Below are 13,844 nucleotides of genomic sequence, written 5' to 3'. Positions count from 1 at the left end.
TGAGAGAAAGATTAAAATAAAATGAGAATTTCAAAGCGACTTAAATTTTGTATCGATCCCTTTTAGCTAAAATTATTATTTTTTGAATAAACGGCGCTTTTTCATTTGTATAAGCAACTCGATCGAAAGGATATGTAGTAGCAAGTCTTTCTTTTAAACCTCTATATTCTTTTCGTGCCCATTCATGCTTTATGAGAAAATCTCGAAATAAAAGGTTGTTCTTCCATTCTTCACTATTATAAATATAAACATGTAAATGGTGGGTACCAGCTCTCCATTTTCCTTTTCTAAAAAAACGCCAATTAGAGTTTTTTTTAGGAACATATTCATATCCAATTTCCGCAAGGCTTTCAGTCCAATTTTCAGTAATTTGTAAATTTGTTACGCCAATCATCATATCAATAAGAGGTTTAGCTCCTAATCCTTCTACCGCTGTACTTCCTATATGTTCCATTGTTATCACTTCTTTATTTAATAAAGACGTAATTTTATTTTTTTCATTTAAAAACTCTTTATGCCAATGATGTTGGTACGGTTTAATTATGATTTTTTCATCCATTTTCTTTCCTCCTTATAACTGTACATCATTATATTTATAAAATTTCACGTTAATAACATAGGGATTTCACAAAATATGTCGAATACTGCAATATACAATTTAATTATATTTAATACGAGGTGAATAATGAAAGATATTCCAGTTGAAATTCAGTTAAATAATATAACATTCCAATTAAAAGAACATCATAATTTTGATTGGCTTATGAAATTAGGAAAAGTATTTGTAGCTTTTGATCAACAAGATTCGGGTAATATTTGCTTTGGGGTTGAAAAGAATGGTCAAAAGAAATTTATTAAATATGCAGGGGCACAAACAATAGCATATAAAGGGTCTACAGATGCAGCGATAATAAGATTAAAAAATTCAGTTATTCTTTACAATGAATTAAAGCACAATTCACTTATAAACTTAATTGAACACTTTCCAGTACAACATGGATATGTTTTAATTTTTGAGTGGTTTGATGGTGAATGTCTTCATCCGCACTGGAGTTTCCCACCCCCTGCGAAATATAAAGATTCTAACTCACCATTTTATAAATATAAGAAATTATCCGTTAAGGACCGACTTATTTCATTACATTCTATTTTTTCTTTTCATGCTTATGTAGAGCATAAAAACTATGTAGCTATTGATTTTTATGATGGTAGTATTTTGTATAACTTTAAAACAAATGAAACAAAAATTTGCGATATTGATTTATACAACAAAAAACCTTACATAAATACAATGGGGCGATTATGGGGATCATCACGCTTTATGTCCCCTGAAGAATTTCAGCTTAACGCAATAATAGATGGAAAAACGAATGTATTTAATATGGGTGCAATGGCTTTCACACTTTTAGGTGGCGGACAAGATCGTTCCTTTATAAAATGGGAAGCTAGTAAAGGTTTATTTGAGATAGCTTATCGTGCTGTAAATGAAAATCGAAGCGAACGCTATGCGTCAGTTGAAGAATTTTATAATACATGGTTAGAAGTACATACTACTCAGAAGCTATAAAAAATTTATATATTTATTAGACATATGTAAAACTATTACTTTTATAATGTATAATACATATGGAATTGAAATTCAGGATAACGGGGCATGTATTATGAACTTTGTTTACATAAATCAAAATGTTTTAAATAATCTTCTTTATATTTTAAGTAGTATATTTGTTTTTTATTTCGTTTATGATAGTGGGCTCTTTGGGAAAAAATACAAAAAACTACTTATTATTCTTTGTACGAGCATCCCACTTATTTTATGTATGCGATATCCTATCTATATGGATGAATATTGCATTCACGATTTAAGACAAATACCCTTTTTAATAGGAACACTTTATGGTGGGTTTCCTGTCGGTTTTATATTACTCATTATTTTATTAATAACACGTTTTATGTTTTATGGTTTTAGTCTATTAACAATTATTGTTTATGGAACAATATTTATTATTACAGCATTCGCATCAGCTAAATTTAATACATACAATAGAAAAATTAAAGTAGCTTCGTCTATGTTTTTAACTTTTTTCCTTACAATATTTACAACTGTTATTGTTTTAACTTTATCAGATTTTGAAGTTAATAATTTGTATATTATTTATTTTATTCTATTACCAACTACATTAATGTTATTTGTTGTCTATTTTAATGAAGTTTTAAAAGATGCGGTAATCATGCGATCAAAGTTAATTAAAATTGAAAAAATGGAGATTGTCAGCCAACTCGCTGCTAGTATTTCACATGAAGTAAGGAATCCTTTGACTGTCGTAAAAGGATTTACTCAACTTTTAAAAACACCCAATTTAACCCCAGAGTCCAGGGAGGAATATATTGAACATATACTTGAAGAGTTAAATCGAGCACAAATAATTATTGATGATTACTTAACTTTTGCTAAGCCAGCATCAGAGAAACTAGACCATATCTCTGTGGAGCACGAGTTACATCGAGTAATTAATATGATATTGCCTTTATGTAATATGAACACTATTAATATTACAAAAGAGTTCTCCGGGGGGACAATTATTGGTAATACACAGCACTTCCACCAATGTTTTTTAAACTTAATTAAAAACAGTATTGAAGCAATGCCTAGTGGCGGTGATCTAATTATTTCTGCAACTGCTAGTAATAATAAAGTCATAATAAGGATTCAAGATAGTGGAATTGGAATGTCGCAAGAGCAAATAAATCGATTTGGCGAACCATATTTTAGTACAAAAACGAAAGGTACTGGTTTAGGTACGATGGTTGCTGTTAAAATTATCGAAACAATGCAAGGTACTTTAAAAATCCGAAGTATTGTTAATAAAGGAACGGCCCTAACTATTACATTCCCAAAATATATTGATGAGAGTATTCCATATAATAAATAAAAAAGGAGCCATTATGCTCCTTTTTTATTTCGATACAACAAGTATCTGCTATGTTTTTTAAAGTTTACATTTTGTGAAGACTAATTAGAAATTAGTACCCTTAGCTCCAACAGCTACATCCAACAATAATTAATAAAATAAATAACACAACTAATAAAGCGAAACCTCCACCAAAACCACAAGAACCACCGAAACTCATATTTTCTCCTCCTTTTGGTTTGAAAACTAATAGGTAGTTGATCATTTTTAACTGGTTCGTATTATACAGTATGTGTATATCCCATTTTTGAGCATGTCCTCATAAAATTAGTAAAACACTCTATTAAGAGTGCTTTAAAATGGGTACCAGAAGCTTTGGAATACATTTAGTTTTAAGTAAACTGCAATAATCAAAATAATAATACCAACAAAAAGTGTGATGTAATCCTCTTTTTGTGCGTCCTTTGCATAGTACCACGTACGTTTGTTTTTCTTTCCAAATCCTCTTAAATCCATTGCATTTGAAACTGTATCAATTCTTTCTAAAGAATGAATAATAAGTGGCCAAAAAATTAAAACACGGTTTTTCATACGAATCCACAAGCTCGCTTCTCCTTTTTCAAAAGGTACACCTCTTGCTTCCTGTGCATGTTTAATGATTACATATTCAGATTGAATGTTTGGTATATAACGCAGTGCAATATTTATTGCATATGTAATTTTATAATGCATAGCAAATTTATTTAAGCTACTGACAAATTCACTTGGATGAGTTGTATAAATAAAAAGAAGTGTAAATGGTAATAACGTAAAATATTTTAATGAAAGTGTAGCGGCAAAAAATAATGTTTCGTATGTAATTGTTGCATAACCTATATTAAAAAAAGATGTGTATGTTCCTGTTAATTCTGATCCATGTGTTGGCGTAATAAAAAGAATCATAACAGAGTTTAATAAACTAAATGTAAATATAACGCTGAAAACAACTATAATTTTACGTAACTGAACTTTAGCAATTAAGAGGCCGACACATCCAATGAAAAATAAAATTAGCAATATACGAAAATCAAAAAATAAAAAAGTAAGAGTCATACAAAATATAAATAAAGATAACTTAATTGCACCATCCATACGATGAAAATACGTATTATGCATACTCCTCCCTCCTATTAACCTCTATATAAAGTTTCACAAACATTTCTGGAGATGAAATTCCGCTTAATTTAGCAAGCTTTATTAATGAAATCTCCCGTAGATTGGCTCTTTGTAACGTTTCTTGATCTCCTAATACAACGGATACAGTATTGTCCGCAATGATTTTCCCTTTATGCAGAACTACTGCTCGATTTGCGTATTCTAAAGCAAGATTCATATCGTGTGTGATAAAAATAAAGGATATGCCTTTTTCAGCCAGTTTTCTTATAAACGACATAAACTGTTTGTAATGATAATAATCTTGTCCAGCTGTCGGCTCATCTAATATAATTAGTTTTGGGTTTGTTGTAAGTACAGAAGCAATAGTTAGTCTCTTTTTTTGCCCGTAGCTTAATGCCTGAATTGGCCAATTACGAAATGGGTATAATCCACAAATCTTCAAAACATCTTCCACTCTACTATTAATTTCTTCTTTAGAAACCTTTTTTAATTTTAATGTGAATGATACTTCTTCTAAAACAGTACTTTGTGTAATCATATGATTGGGGTTTTGCATAACATATGAAATAACTTCCCCACGTTTACGGATAGACCACGTGTTTATGTTTTCTTCAGCGAATGTAATTCTCCCATTTTTTGTTTTATTTATTCCTATTAGACTATGAGCTAATGTCGATTTACCTGCTCCGTTATGACCCAGTAACGCTACTATTTCACCTTCTCCTATTGAAAGGTTGATATCTTCTAATGCTGTATGTTTGTTATTATACGAAAATGATAAATTTTCAATTTGACATATTTCTCTATTTTTATGTGTGTTTTCAAATGATACTTGTTTCTGCATCCAATTCTTTATTACGCTATTAATTCTTTCATTACAAAGATTTTCAATTGGAAATAACATGTCATTATTATTACCAAAATTTAATTTCTTTAGAGCTTCTATATAAATAGGCTCTCTTAGCCCGATATTTGGTAATATATTAGACGCTAAAATTTTATCCGGTGAACCAATCGCAACAACTTCTCCTTCATCGATTAAAATAATTTTATCTAAATCAAGCTTTAAAATTTCTTCTATTCGATGTTCAATAATTACAATTGTTTTATTATATTTCTCATGTATATCTTTAATAAGTTTTATAGTATTCAAACTGCTTACAGGATCTAAATTAGCTAACGGTTCATCAAATAATAATATATCTGCATTTACCGTTAACAGCCCTGCAAGAGAAACTGACTGTTTTTGACCTCCTGACAATTCATGTGGACTTTGTGCATGAAAGTTCTGCATATTTACCTTTTTTAAAGAATCAGTCACAATTCTTTTCATTTCTTTTTGGTTTACACATTCATTTTCTAATAAAAATGCTACATCTTCTTCTACAGTAAGGCCAATAAATTGCGAATCTTGATCTTGTAATATTGTTCCTACATGTTTACTCTGTTCAAAAATACTTCCTTCTCTCGGATCCTTTCCAGCTATTAAAATGTTACCAGTACTTATCCCTTCGTAAGAAAATGGGATTAGCCCATTTATACAATGAGTTAATGTTGACTTCCCTGAACCACTCCGTCCAGCTATTAGCACTTTTTCCCCAGGATATATTTGAAATGTAACATCTTTTAAAATAGGCTGCGTGGCATGCCCATATTGAAAGGTAAATTGCTCAAAAGAAATAATTGGTTGCATGTATACATCCCTACTTTTCAATTTTTAAATGTGTATGTTTTTTATTCGCTTTAGCTAAGCCGATTGCGATTGGTAAGCCAAGAACTAAAAATACGATAACGTCTGCAATGGTTGCTCCTAGCACTTGTATAACGATTTTATCAAATGGTTCTCCCATCACAATAACATCGAATGCTCCTGCAAATATAATGGCAATTACAATTCCTACTAACCCCGCAATTGTAAAATAAGAAATATCACGGTTATTATACTTTCCATTTTTCACACTGAAACCAGCTCTTTTTTGTATGAGCCCCATTGAAAATCCGATAATGCCTGAACTAATCACCCATCCCCACCAAATACCCCATCCAGCGATTGTATCTGTAACTGTATGACCGATGAGTCCTATTAATAGTCCTGCTACTGGGCCGAATAATGCGCCAAAAACTGTTAATATAGCTAATGCTGGTTTAATAAATGTATTGGGTGCGATAGAAAATCCCCAAAGTCCTAATACACCGTATAAAGCTGCTCCAATTCCGATTGCTACTACTAGTTTTGTCGTTAATTTGTTCATTACAATTCCCCTCTCGTATTATTCAGCTTTTAATACTCTATATTTGTTTTGAAAATGAATTATGCATCGACACTTCCTTTCTATACAACAAAAAATGACCCCTTAAATTAAGAGGTCATTTTCTTTCACGTACAAGAATCCTCTTATCTTTCAAAAGACATATAAATGTCTTCTGCGGAATTAGCACCTTCCTATGTAATTACATAGGGGTTGCTGAGGCTTCATAGGGCCGTTCCCTCTACCTCTCTGGATAAGTATGTATTTGTAATCTGTATTATGGCACTAACAACTAACAATTTCAATACTTTTCTTACTATTTTAACTTTTAAATAAATAGTTCATTCAAATCATTGTATTCTTATAGGAATTATGGAATAATGAATTCAAAATTGTTACGGGAGGAATACATGATGAAAGTAATTGGCCTAATTGGCGGACTAAGTTGGGAATCAACATCGTTGTACTATAAACATATTAATACACTTACTCTCTCTAAATATGATCAAAATGCGAAGCTTGTTTTATATAGCATGGACTTTGGTGAAGTAACTACATTATTACAAAACCATCAATATGAGGAAGTGAAAAATGAATTAGTCACAGTAGCAAAAAAAGTAGAAAACTCTGGAGCTGAATGTTTACTAATATGTTCTAATACAGTACATCTATTTGCCGAAGAAGTAGAAAAGGCAATATCAATACCACTCCTTCATATTGGAGACGTAAGTGCTAAGAAAATGGTAGAGCATAATATAAAGCGTATCGGACTTTTAGGAACGAAACAAACGATGGAACAAGATTTCTATAAATCTCGATTAGCAAATTACAACATTGAGACAATTATCCCAAATGAAGAAGATAGAACCTTTATTCATCATGTCATATTAAGCGAATTAAGTAGAGGTATCATTTCACATGCATCAAAAGAAAAGCTATTACAAATCGCAAATACATTAATTAAAAACGGTGCTGAAGGAATACTGCTTGGCTGTACAGAAATTCCTTTGCTCATTTCTCAAAACGATCTATCTGTTCCTGTTTTTGACACTGCTTATTTACACGCGAATACTGCTGTACAATTTGCTGGATAACAATTTAAAAGCATAAAGGTGTGAGCCTCTATGCTTTTATCATCTCAAAACTATTTATTTAATAGTGAATCAATGACCGCGATTGCTTTTTTGGAACCACCACAATCTAAAAAGCTATCATTAAGTTTTCGTATACCATCTTTATATTTTTCATTTAAAAAAACTTCGAATACTGCTTCGTTTAAAGACTGAGCATTCACATTATCTTTTGATAATCTATACGCTGCTTCTAGCTCAATTAACCTTTGTGCTATCATGGGCTGGTCTTTATCATGCGGTATTATTACAAATGGAACATTATAATGAATTGCATCATGTACGCTATTCATTCCCCCGTGTGTAATAAAAACATCTGCTTCATTTAATACTTCAGATTGAGGTACGTATGGAGCTATTATAAAATGGTCTGGTGCTTGTTTAATTTTTGAAATATCATTTCTATCACCTATTGCCATTACAACTACTCCTTCAAAATCTGAGAAAGCATCAATACAAGTATTAAAAAATGGTTCGATCCCCTCGAGGAGGGTCCCCATTGAAATATAAATAACCTTTTTATCTTTTAGCATTCCAAGTGGAAACTCCCCGTTTGTTTTCCGCTTTGGAAAACTCGGTCCAATAAAAATATTATTTTCTCCGAACGAATGACTATTAGGTTGAAAATAACGACTTGTATACACGATGCATATTTCCCCTTTATTATTCATAAATTGAAGATTACTTTTTGGGGAAACTCCAAATTTATTCTCCATTTCATATAGTAAATTTTTAGCGAATTTATCAGGATGAAATGGGACTGTGGTATCTGGATGAAAAGGTAAGGTCTTTAAAAAATCTGTCGGAATTAAAAATATAGGAGAGGAAACTACTCCTGGAACTTGTAAATATTCCTTTACTAATTCTCCAGCGCCAAATATATCATAAAATACGAAGTCAAAATGTATACTTTTAGATAACTTTTTTGTAATTTCTAATATATATAAAGAAGTTTGAACATGAACATTAAAGAAAGCGTTTAATCCAGATGAAGTAACCGTATCGATAGAGATTTCTTTTAATAAATCTGGATGAGAATGCACAATAGCTCCCATTGATTCAAGCCTTTCCTTAAAATTTTCCGTAGTAATATAATGTACGTTATCGCCCCGTTCAGTAAAGGATTTTACTATACTTAAAGTAGGATTCACATGTCCCTCTGCCGGAAAATTGACCATTAAAATATTCAGCACTGATTTCTCACTCCTTATATTTCATTTTCATTTATTAAGAGTACAGTTATTTTTACAGGTAAACCCCCCCTAAAAGACCTAATATTCTTACCACCTTATATTGATAAATAATTGTCAGTCAAAAATATAAAAAAGGCATCTACATAAGTAGATGCCAAGCCGTGATAAGGAGTGTTCAGTGAGGTTGGGTGCAAGCCTTTTGGCTTGTCCTATGCTATCAATATATGTAATTTTTTGCAAAAGGTGAATATTTAATAGCATTCTTTTTTACGAAATTATTTTATTCTTTTCATTTGATCAAACGGAAAATACACCATTTCTACTTTACCAATCACATTTGATTCATCAATAAGACCTAGTGTATTTCTACTATCTTTACTATGATAACGATTATCTCCTAATACAAAGAATTTATGCGCTGGAACTTTTATTTCTGAGATGTTTGAAAAACGTTTTGATGTCTGTGATATATCTAACTGTATATATGACTCATTTTGCTTATTATTATTTATATAAACGACATCGTTTTTTAACTTTACCTCATCTCCGGCTAATCCGATAATTCGTTTAACATAGTATGTTGGATCATCTTCCTTTTTAATTATCACTACATCTCCATGATGAAAGGAAAAACTAGCTTTATGAACTAGTATACGATCTTTTTCATTTAATGTTGGTTGCATCGAAATTCCTTCTACCATACAAAATAAAAAAGATTTATTTATTAAAATAACTGCTACAATAATTAAAATATAGATACATATTTTTCCCCATCCTTTACAAACGAATCTATTCATAAATACCTCATTTCCAATCTAGCCCTATGTGAAACCGTCTCTAGTTCATATAAATGATAGAGACGGTTCATATTTTCTAATTTTCTTTTAAATCATCTACTTTTGCAGTTCCCTCACTTAATCGTTGGTTTTTCAAATCGAAATAGGCATCTAAAATATCTTTACCAATTGCAGAATTAATACCAGACTTATCATCTATAATCCATGGAACAACAACTGAAAAAGCTACTTCTGGATTATCATATGGCGCATATCCTGCTAGTGTTAAGTTATAGCATTTTATACGCTCACCTTTATCATTTCTACCAATGTCACTATCTCCTCCATATACTGTCTGTGCTGTCCCTGTTTTACCAGCTGGCTTATATGGTGCTTTTTGGAATTTACTTACCCCAGTACCATCTCCCTCTTGGAACACTCTTCTAAATCCCTCTTTTACTTGATTAATATACTCTTCTTTCATATCCACTTTATTTAAAACAATTGGTTCTTGTGAATGTACGACTTTACCAATTTCATCTTTCTGCACAGTTTGTTCTTTAATCTCTTGAACAATTTGTGGTTTCATACGATAGCCGCCATTTGCGATAGTCGAAATGTACTGGGCAAGTTGAAGCGGTGTATACGTATCATACTGACCAATGGAAAAGTCTAATAAGAAACCAGGCTGATTATCTTTTCGCCCTATTTGCCCAGCTGTTTCATTTGGTAAATCAATGCCCGTTGGAACACCTAAACCAAATTGTCTGAAATAATATCTCATTTTATCAAAGGATTCTTGTTTAATATCTAGTGAACTATTCCTTACATAATCTACACCTGCAATTTTTAATGCTGTATTAAACATATAAACATTAGAAGAAACTTGTAAAGCTCTTAGATCATCAATATTCCCGAAATCTTTCCAAGACTTTTTCTCCTTAGTTCCTTTAAACTTCATAGGTGCATCATAAAAGTAAGTACCTGGTGTTATAGCTTTCGTTTCAAAACCGGTTAATATTGTCGCACCTTTAACAGTTGATCCAAGCTCATATGAACTTGTCATCGTACCTAAAGCATAGTCTTCAGCTTCTATTTTGCCGTCTTTTTCTACTAACTTTTTCCCAGCCATCGATAATACTTGACCGTTTTTCGGATTCATCATTACAACGAAAGCACGGTCCAACATCGATTCTGAACCTTTATAGGCCTTTAATATTTTTTCAATGCTCTCTTCTACTTTTTTCTGTAATTCCATATCTATTGTTAAAGTTAAATTCTTACCGCTTTTCCCTTCAGAAACTGTTTCCGTTCTAATTGTGTTACCTTGTTTATCTGCGATACTTCTTACTTCTTTTTTCGTACCATGAAGTACATCTTCATATTGTTGTTCGATGTAACTTTTTCCAACTCGGTCATTTCGGCTATAGTCACGTACTAAATAATAATCTAATCGTTCACGTGGTAATCCTTCATCAGCATTTGAAACATTTCCAAGTACCGAACGGAATAAGCCATCATTTACATAGAGTCTCTCCCAATCAACCGATGCGTCTACACCTGGAAGATTTGCTAAATTTTCACTAATTACAGTATATTCCTTTTCACTAACATCTTTTTTAATAATTTGGGGTGCCATTTGATAACCAGAAGTCATTTTACTTTTAATAGCTAACACTTCTATATCTTTAGCTGTTAATTCTTGTAGATTTTTATCTGTAACACGCTTTCGTCTTAACTCTTCTATTTTTTTATCTAGTTTTTCCTCAGTAATATCCTTTTCTCTAAACTTATCTATTTCTTTTTTAGATACTAATTTTTCGGAAAATTTTGGATTTAATTGCATCCAAAAATCTTTCTTATCAGTCTCCGTTAACTTATCTATATCTTCTTGTGGCATTTCAATTATTTCTGCAAGTTTTCTTGCAGTTTTTAACATATCTTCTGATTTTACACCTTTCATCTTTGTGTATGTAATCGTACGTAAAGACTTATTATCAACAACCGGCTTACCCTCACGATCATAAATTTTGCCACGTGGTACTGTAAGACTAACTGTTGCATTTTCTCTCTTTTCTACTTCATTTTTATATGTTTCTCCTTCGAAAATTTGTACTTTACCTAGCTGAATTATAATAGCAGAAAACAATAAAAACACACAAAAGAATAAAATGTTTAATCGTATTGGAAGTACTCTACCGCTTTTCTGTTTTTTCTTTTTCACCTTGTCATAATCCTCCTCCTTACATTACTTCTAACATTAAAGTAGTTCCCATCATAGTAAGTAATGTTGAAATTCTTAACATTACATTGCATAAATACTAATATAATGATTAATACTTAATAGAAATTTAAGTAATGGTAAAGAAAAGGTAAAGTTTACTAAAATAAAATTAAAAAATACGCAATAACAAAGGGCTTAGTTTGCACTAACCCTTTTGTTATTGCGTATTTAATTATTTACGAGTTAAATATAGAGCGTACTATTACGGATTTATTTTCACTCTTTGATATGTACAGTTCACTTTGCGTTTTTGGTAAGTAAATTGTTACAGTAGTCCCAACACCAACATCACTCATAATACTAATAGCCCCTTGGTGACTTTCGATAATTTTGTAACTTAACATCAATCCAATTCCAGTACCTTTTTCTTTCGTACTATAAAATGGTTCACCCAATCTCTTAATTCTTTCCTCTGGTATTCCTATTCCTTCGTCGACGATATCTATAATGACTCCGTCTTCATTCATTTCTTTCATATGAATTGAAATTTTCCCGCCATCTGGCATTGCCTCGATTGAATTTTGCAAAATATTAATAAATACTTGTTTCAATTGATTTTCAGAGCATTCAATAATTATTTCACTTGAATCTGCAATTAATTCAACTTGAATATTTGTCATAATCGCTTTTGTGTTAATCAATGACACTACATTTTCAAATATTTTATAAATATTTTTCTTTTCAGTAGGAATTTCATCTGTTTTAGCAATCGACAAAAACTCCTGAAGTATCGCTTCAATTCTCTCAATTTCAGAAAGCATAAGATCAAAATACTTTTCTTGATCCTCTTTGTTAATTTGGAATAGTTGTATAAATCCTTTTATTACAGTTAAAGGGTTCCTCACTTCATGAGCAACGCCAGCTGCTAATTGTCCAATTGCTGCAAGTGTATCTGATTTATTTAGTAATTCTTCTGTCTTTTTTCGCTCTGTAATATCGCGTATAATAACCATAATTTTGTCATGTAGCAATGGTAAACATCTAGCTTCAAAAAAATCTATACTTCCTTTAAGTGCTAGTGGATATTCAACAATTACAGTGGATTCTTTTTCTTTTACTTGACGAATTGCTTCTCGAAATTGCTGTGCTACTGGAGATGGTAACACCTCGTAAAACTTTTTTCCCATAAAGGTTTCTGCAGGTACGTAAAATTTTGTAGGTGATCCAGCTTTATAATCTATAATTGTTCCATCAGCTTCTGTTAAAAAACATAGATCTGGTAAAGCTTTAAAAATCAGTTCCAATTCAGAGGTTTGTTGTTTTAGTTGTTCTTCTATTGCTTTTAAATGTGTAATATCTACCCCGACAGCCCAGTAACTAAATCCTATTACAGGAAACTGTTCTGAAATATTGGACCACATTATCGTTTTGACTTCACCATTTTTACATGTTAAATGCATTTCCCAATCTCTAAAATTTTTCCCACAAGTTAAGAATTTTTTTTGTATTTGGTGACGGTAATTATCGTCAGGATATAATATTTGAAGTGCGTTTGGGTTCCCGATAATCTCTTCGGCTGTATAACCTGTTACAATTTCACATTCCCGATTCCATAAAACGAAATCGCCGTTGTTATCTAGTGCATCAACCATAACAGGCATGTTTTGTAAAATCATATATAATTCCTCTTCCTTTCGAAAGAGTAAATTATTATTTTTACTTTGAATAGCATTTGTAGCTCCATCTATAATAAGATTCGAAAGCATTTCAAAGTATTTTTGACAATTGAAAATTTCGCTTTTTTTAGACCAAACTACAAAAGAACCTAAATGTTGATTGTATAAGAAAATGGGGATTACAACCTTTGGAAGATTACTATTTTTCACTTCATTCATTCCGAATGAAAAAACACATTCTTTCTCAGTATCAAGAAGTTGATGTGATATGTTAGTTAATTTATAAAATTGTTCTGCCATGGTTTCTATTGTACTCACATCAATAAGTTCCATCAGCCGAGCATTCATTCTTTTTTCACCTCTATGTGTAAATTTAATACCCGTTTAAAATTCATACTTCTCCATTATACGGATAATGTCCGTACAGGTATATAGTGATAGCATAATTATTCAAATTAATTTTATTTTTCAATAAAAAAACAGAAAATATGTAGTGATTTTGAATGGAAAGTTCACAGAATATTCATAA

At 31.3% G+C, this 13,844-nt stretch carries 12 protein-coding genes and 1 riboswitch; of the genes, 3 read left to right on the top strand and 9 right to left on the bottom strand.

Annotation, left to right across the window (positions count from 1 at the left end):
- Nucleotides 1-40 precede the first annotated feature (40 nt).
- Complete coding sequence (locus tag ACTFQM_RS02300; protein WP_002172175.1) at nucleotides 41-559, bottom strand: GrpB family protein; 519 nt, start codon at nucleotides 557-559, stop codon at nucleotides 41-43.
- Between the two features lie 126 nt (nucleotides 560-685).
- Between ACTFQM_RS02300 and ACTFQM_RS02295 the strand changes: the two genes are divergently transcribed.
- Nucleotides 686-1,567 (top strand): serine/threonine protein kinase, encoded by an 882-nt coding sequence (locus tag ACTFQM_RS02295; protein WP_440033317.1) that lies wholly within the window; start codon nucleotides 686-688, stop codon nucleotides 1,565-1,567.
- Between the two features lie 46 nt (nucleotides 1,568-1,613).
- Nucleotides 1,614-2,933, top strand: coding sequence for a LytS/YhcK type 5TM receptor domain-containing protein (locus tag ACTFQM_RS02290; protein WP_440033316.1), 1,320 nt, complete (start codon nucleotides 1,614-1,616; stop codon nucleotides 2,931-2,933).
- A 100-nt stretch (nucleotides 2,934-3,033) separates the two neighbouring features.
- Here ACTFQM_RS02290 and ACTFQM_RS02285 read toward each other — a convergent pair whose 3' ends face one another.
- The 4 genes from ACTFQM_RS02285 to ACTFQM_RS02270 form a co-directional block, all read right to left on the bottom strand.
- Nucleotides 3,034-3,132, bottom strand: a complete 99-nt coding sequence (locus tag ACTFQM_RS02285; RefSeq protein WP_000007808.1) for a YjcZ family sporulation protein — start codon at nucleotides 3,130-3,132, stop codon at nucleotides 3,034-3,036.
- 134 nt (nucleotides 3,133-3,266) lie between these two features.
- Complete coding sequence (locus ACTFQM_RS02280; RefSeq protein ID WP_440033315.1) at nucleotides 3,267-4,067, bottom strand: energy-coupling factor transporter transmembrane component T family protein; 801 nt, start codon at nucleotides 4,065-4,067, stop codon at nucleotides 3,267-3,269.
- Entirely contained in the window at nucleotides 4,060-5,760 is a 1,701-nt protein-coding gene (locus tag ACTFQM_RS02275) for an ABC transporter ATP-binding protein (RefSeq protein WP_440033314.1), read from the bottom strand. The genes ACTFQM_RS02280 and ACTFQM_RS02275 overlap by 8 nt, the downstream gene beginning before the upstream one ends.
- Nucleotides 5,761-5,770: 10 nt before the next feature.
- A complete protein-coding gene (locus tag ACTFQM_RS02270; RefSeq protein WP_440033313.1) occupies nucleotides 5,771-6,319 on the bottom strand; it encodes an ECF-type riboflavin transporter substrate-binding protein in 549 nt (182 codons plus the stop codon).
- A gap of 140 nt (nucleotides 6,320-6,459) precedes the next feature.
- Nucleotides 6,460-6,576, bottom strand: a riboswitch (SAM riboswitch).
- Between the two features lie 150 nt (nucleotides 6,577-6,726).
- On the opposite strand from ACTFQM_RS02270, the gene ACTFQM_RS02265 reads away from it, so the two are divergent.
- A complete protein-coding gene (locus ACTFQM_RS02265) occupies nucleotides 6,727-7,410 on the top strand; it encodes an aspartate/glutamate racemase family protein (protein ID WP_327917929.1) in 684 nt (227 codons plus the stop codon).
- A 50-nt stretch (nucleotides 7,411-7,460) separates the two neighbouring features.
- Here ACTFQM_RS02265 and ACTFQM_RS02260 read toward each other — a convergent pair whose 3' ends face one another.
- The 4 genes from ACTFQM_RS02260 to ACTFQM_RS02245 all read right to left on the bottom strand — a co-directional run bounded on the left by ACTFQM_RS02260 (nucleotide 7,461) and on the right by ACTFQM_RS02245 (nucleotide 13,663).
- A complete protein-coding gene (locus tag ACTFQM_RS02260; RefSeq protein WP_440033312.1) occupies nucleotides 7,461-8,639 on the bottom strand; it encodes a macrolide family glycosyltransferase in 1,179 nt (392 codons plus the stop codon).
- A gap of 275 nt (nucleotides 8,640-8,914) precedes the next feature.
- Nucleotides 8,915-9,436 (bottom strand): signal peptidase I, encoded by a 522-nt coding sequence (lepB, locus tag ACTFQM_RS02255; protein ID WP_440033311.1) that lies wholly within the window; start codon nucleotides 9,434-9,436, stop codon nucleotides 8,915-8,917.
- A gap of 76 nt (nucleotides 9,437-9,512) precedes the next feature.
- Entirely contained in the window at nucleotides 9,513-11,639 is a 2,127-nt protein-coding gene (locus tag ACTFQM_RS02250; protein WP_440033310.1) for a peptidoglycan D,D-transpeptidase FtsI family protein, read from the bottom strand.
- A 236-nt stretch (nucleotides 11,640-11,875) separates the two neighbouring features.
- Nucleotides 11,876-13,663: an ATP-binding protein gene (locus tag ACTFQM_RS02245; RefSeq protein WP_440033309.1), complete on the bottom strand. Its 1,788-nt coding sequence runs from the start codon at nucleotides 13,661-13,663 to the stop codon at nucleotides 11,876-11,878.
- Nucleotides 13,664-13,844: the final 181 nt, after the last annotated feature.

Source organism: Bacillus cereus group sp. MYBK30-2 (assembly GCF_051915945.1).
Classification (GTDB): domain Bacteria; phylum Bacillota; class Bacilli; order Bacillales; family Bacillaceae_G; genus Bacillus_A; species Bacillus_A paramycoides.
This window is presented reverse-complemented; position numbering and strand designations above follow the sequence as displayed.

What these genes read in the sequence shown, in the direction of transcription:
- ACTFQM_RS02280 (WP_440033315.1), bottom strand. Translation starts at nt 4,067, where the DNA reads ATGCATAATACGTATTTTCATCGTATGGATGGTGCAATTAAGTTATCT.
- ACTFQM_RS02300 (WP_002172175.1), bottom strand. Translation starts at nt 559, where the DNA reads ATGGATGAAAAAATCATAATTAAACCGTACCAACATCATTGGCATAAA.
- ACTFQM_RS02290 (WP_440033316.1), top strand. Translation starts at nt 1,614, where the DNA reads ATGTATAATACATATGGAATTGAAATTCAGGATAACGGGGCATGTATT.
- ACTFQM_RS02265 (WP_327917929.1), top strand. Translation starts at nt 6,727, where the DNA reads ATGATGAAAGTAATTGGCCTAATTGGCGGACTAAGTTGGGAATCAACA.
- ACTFQM_RS02245 (WP_440033309.1), bottom strand. Translation starts at nt 13,663, where the DNA reads ATGAATGCTCGGCTGATGGAACTTATTGATGTGAGTACAATAGAAACC.
- ACTFQM_RS02295 (WP_440033317.1), top strand. Translation starts at nt 686, where the DNA reads ATGAAAGATATTCCAGTTGAAATTCAGTTAAATAATATAACATTCCAA.
- lepB (WP_440033311.1), bottom strand. Translation starts at nt 9,436, where the DNA reads ATGAATAGATTCGTTTGTAAAGGATGGGGAAAAATATGTATCTATATT.
- ACTFQM_RS02285 (WP_000007808.1), bottom strand. Translation starts at nt 3,132, where the DNA reads ATGAGTTTCGGTGGTTCTTGTGGTTTTGGTGGAGGTTTCGCTTTATTA.
- ACTFQM_RS02275 (WP_440033314.1), bottom strand. Translation starts at nt 5,760, where the DNA reads ATGCAACCAATTATTTCTTTTGAGCAATTTACCTTTCAATATGGGCAT.
- ACTFQM_RS02270 (WP_440033313.1), bottom strand. Translation starts at nt 6,319, where the DNA reads ATGAACAAATTAACGACAAAACTAGTAGTAGCAATCGGAATTGGAGCA.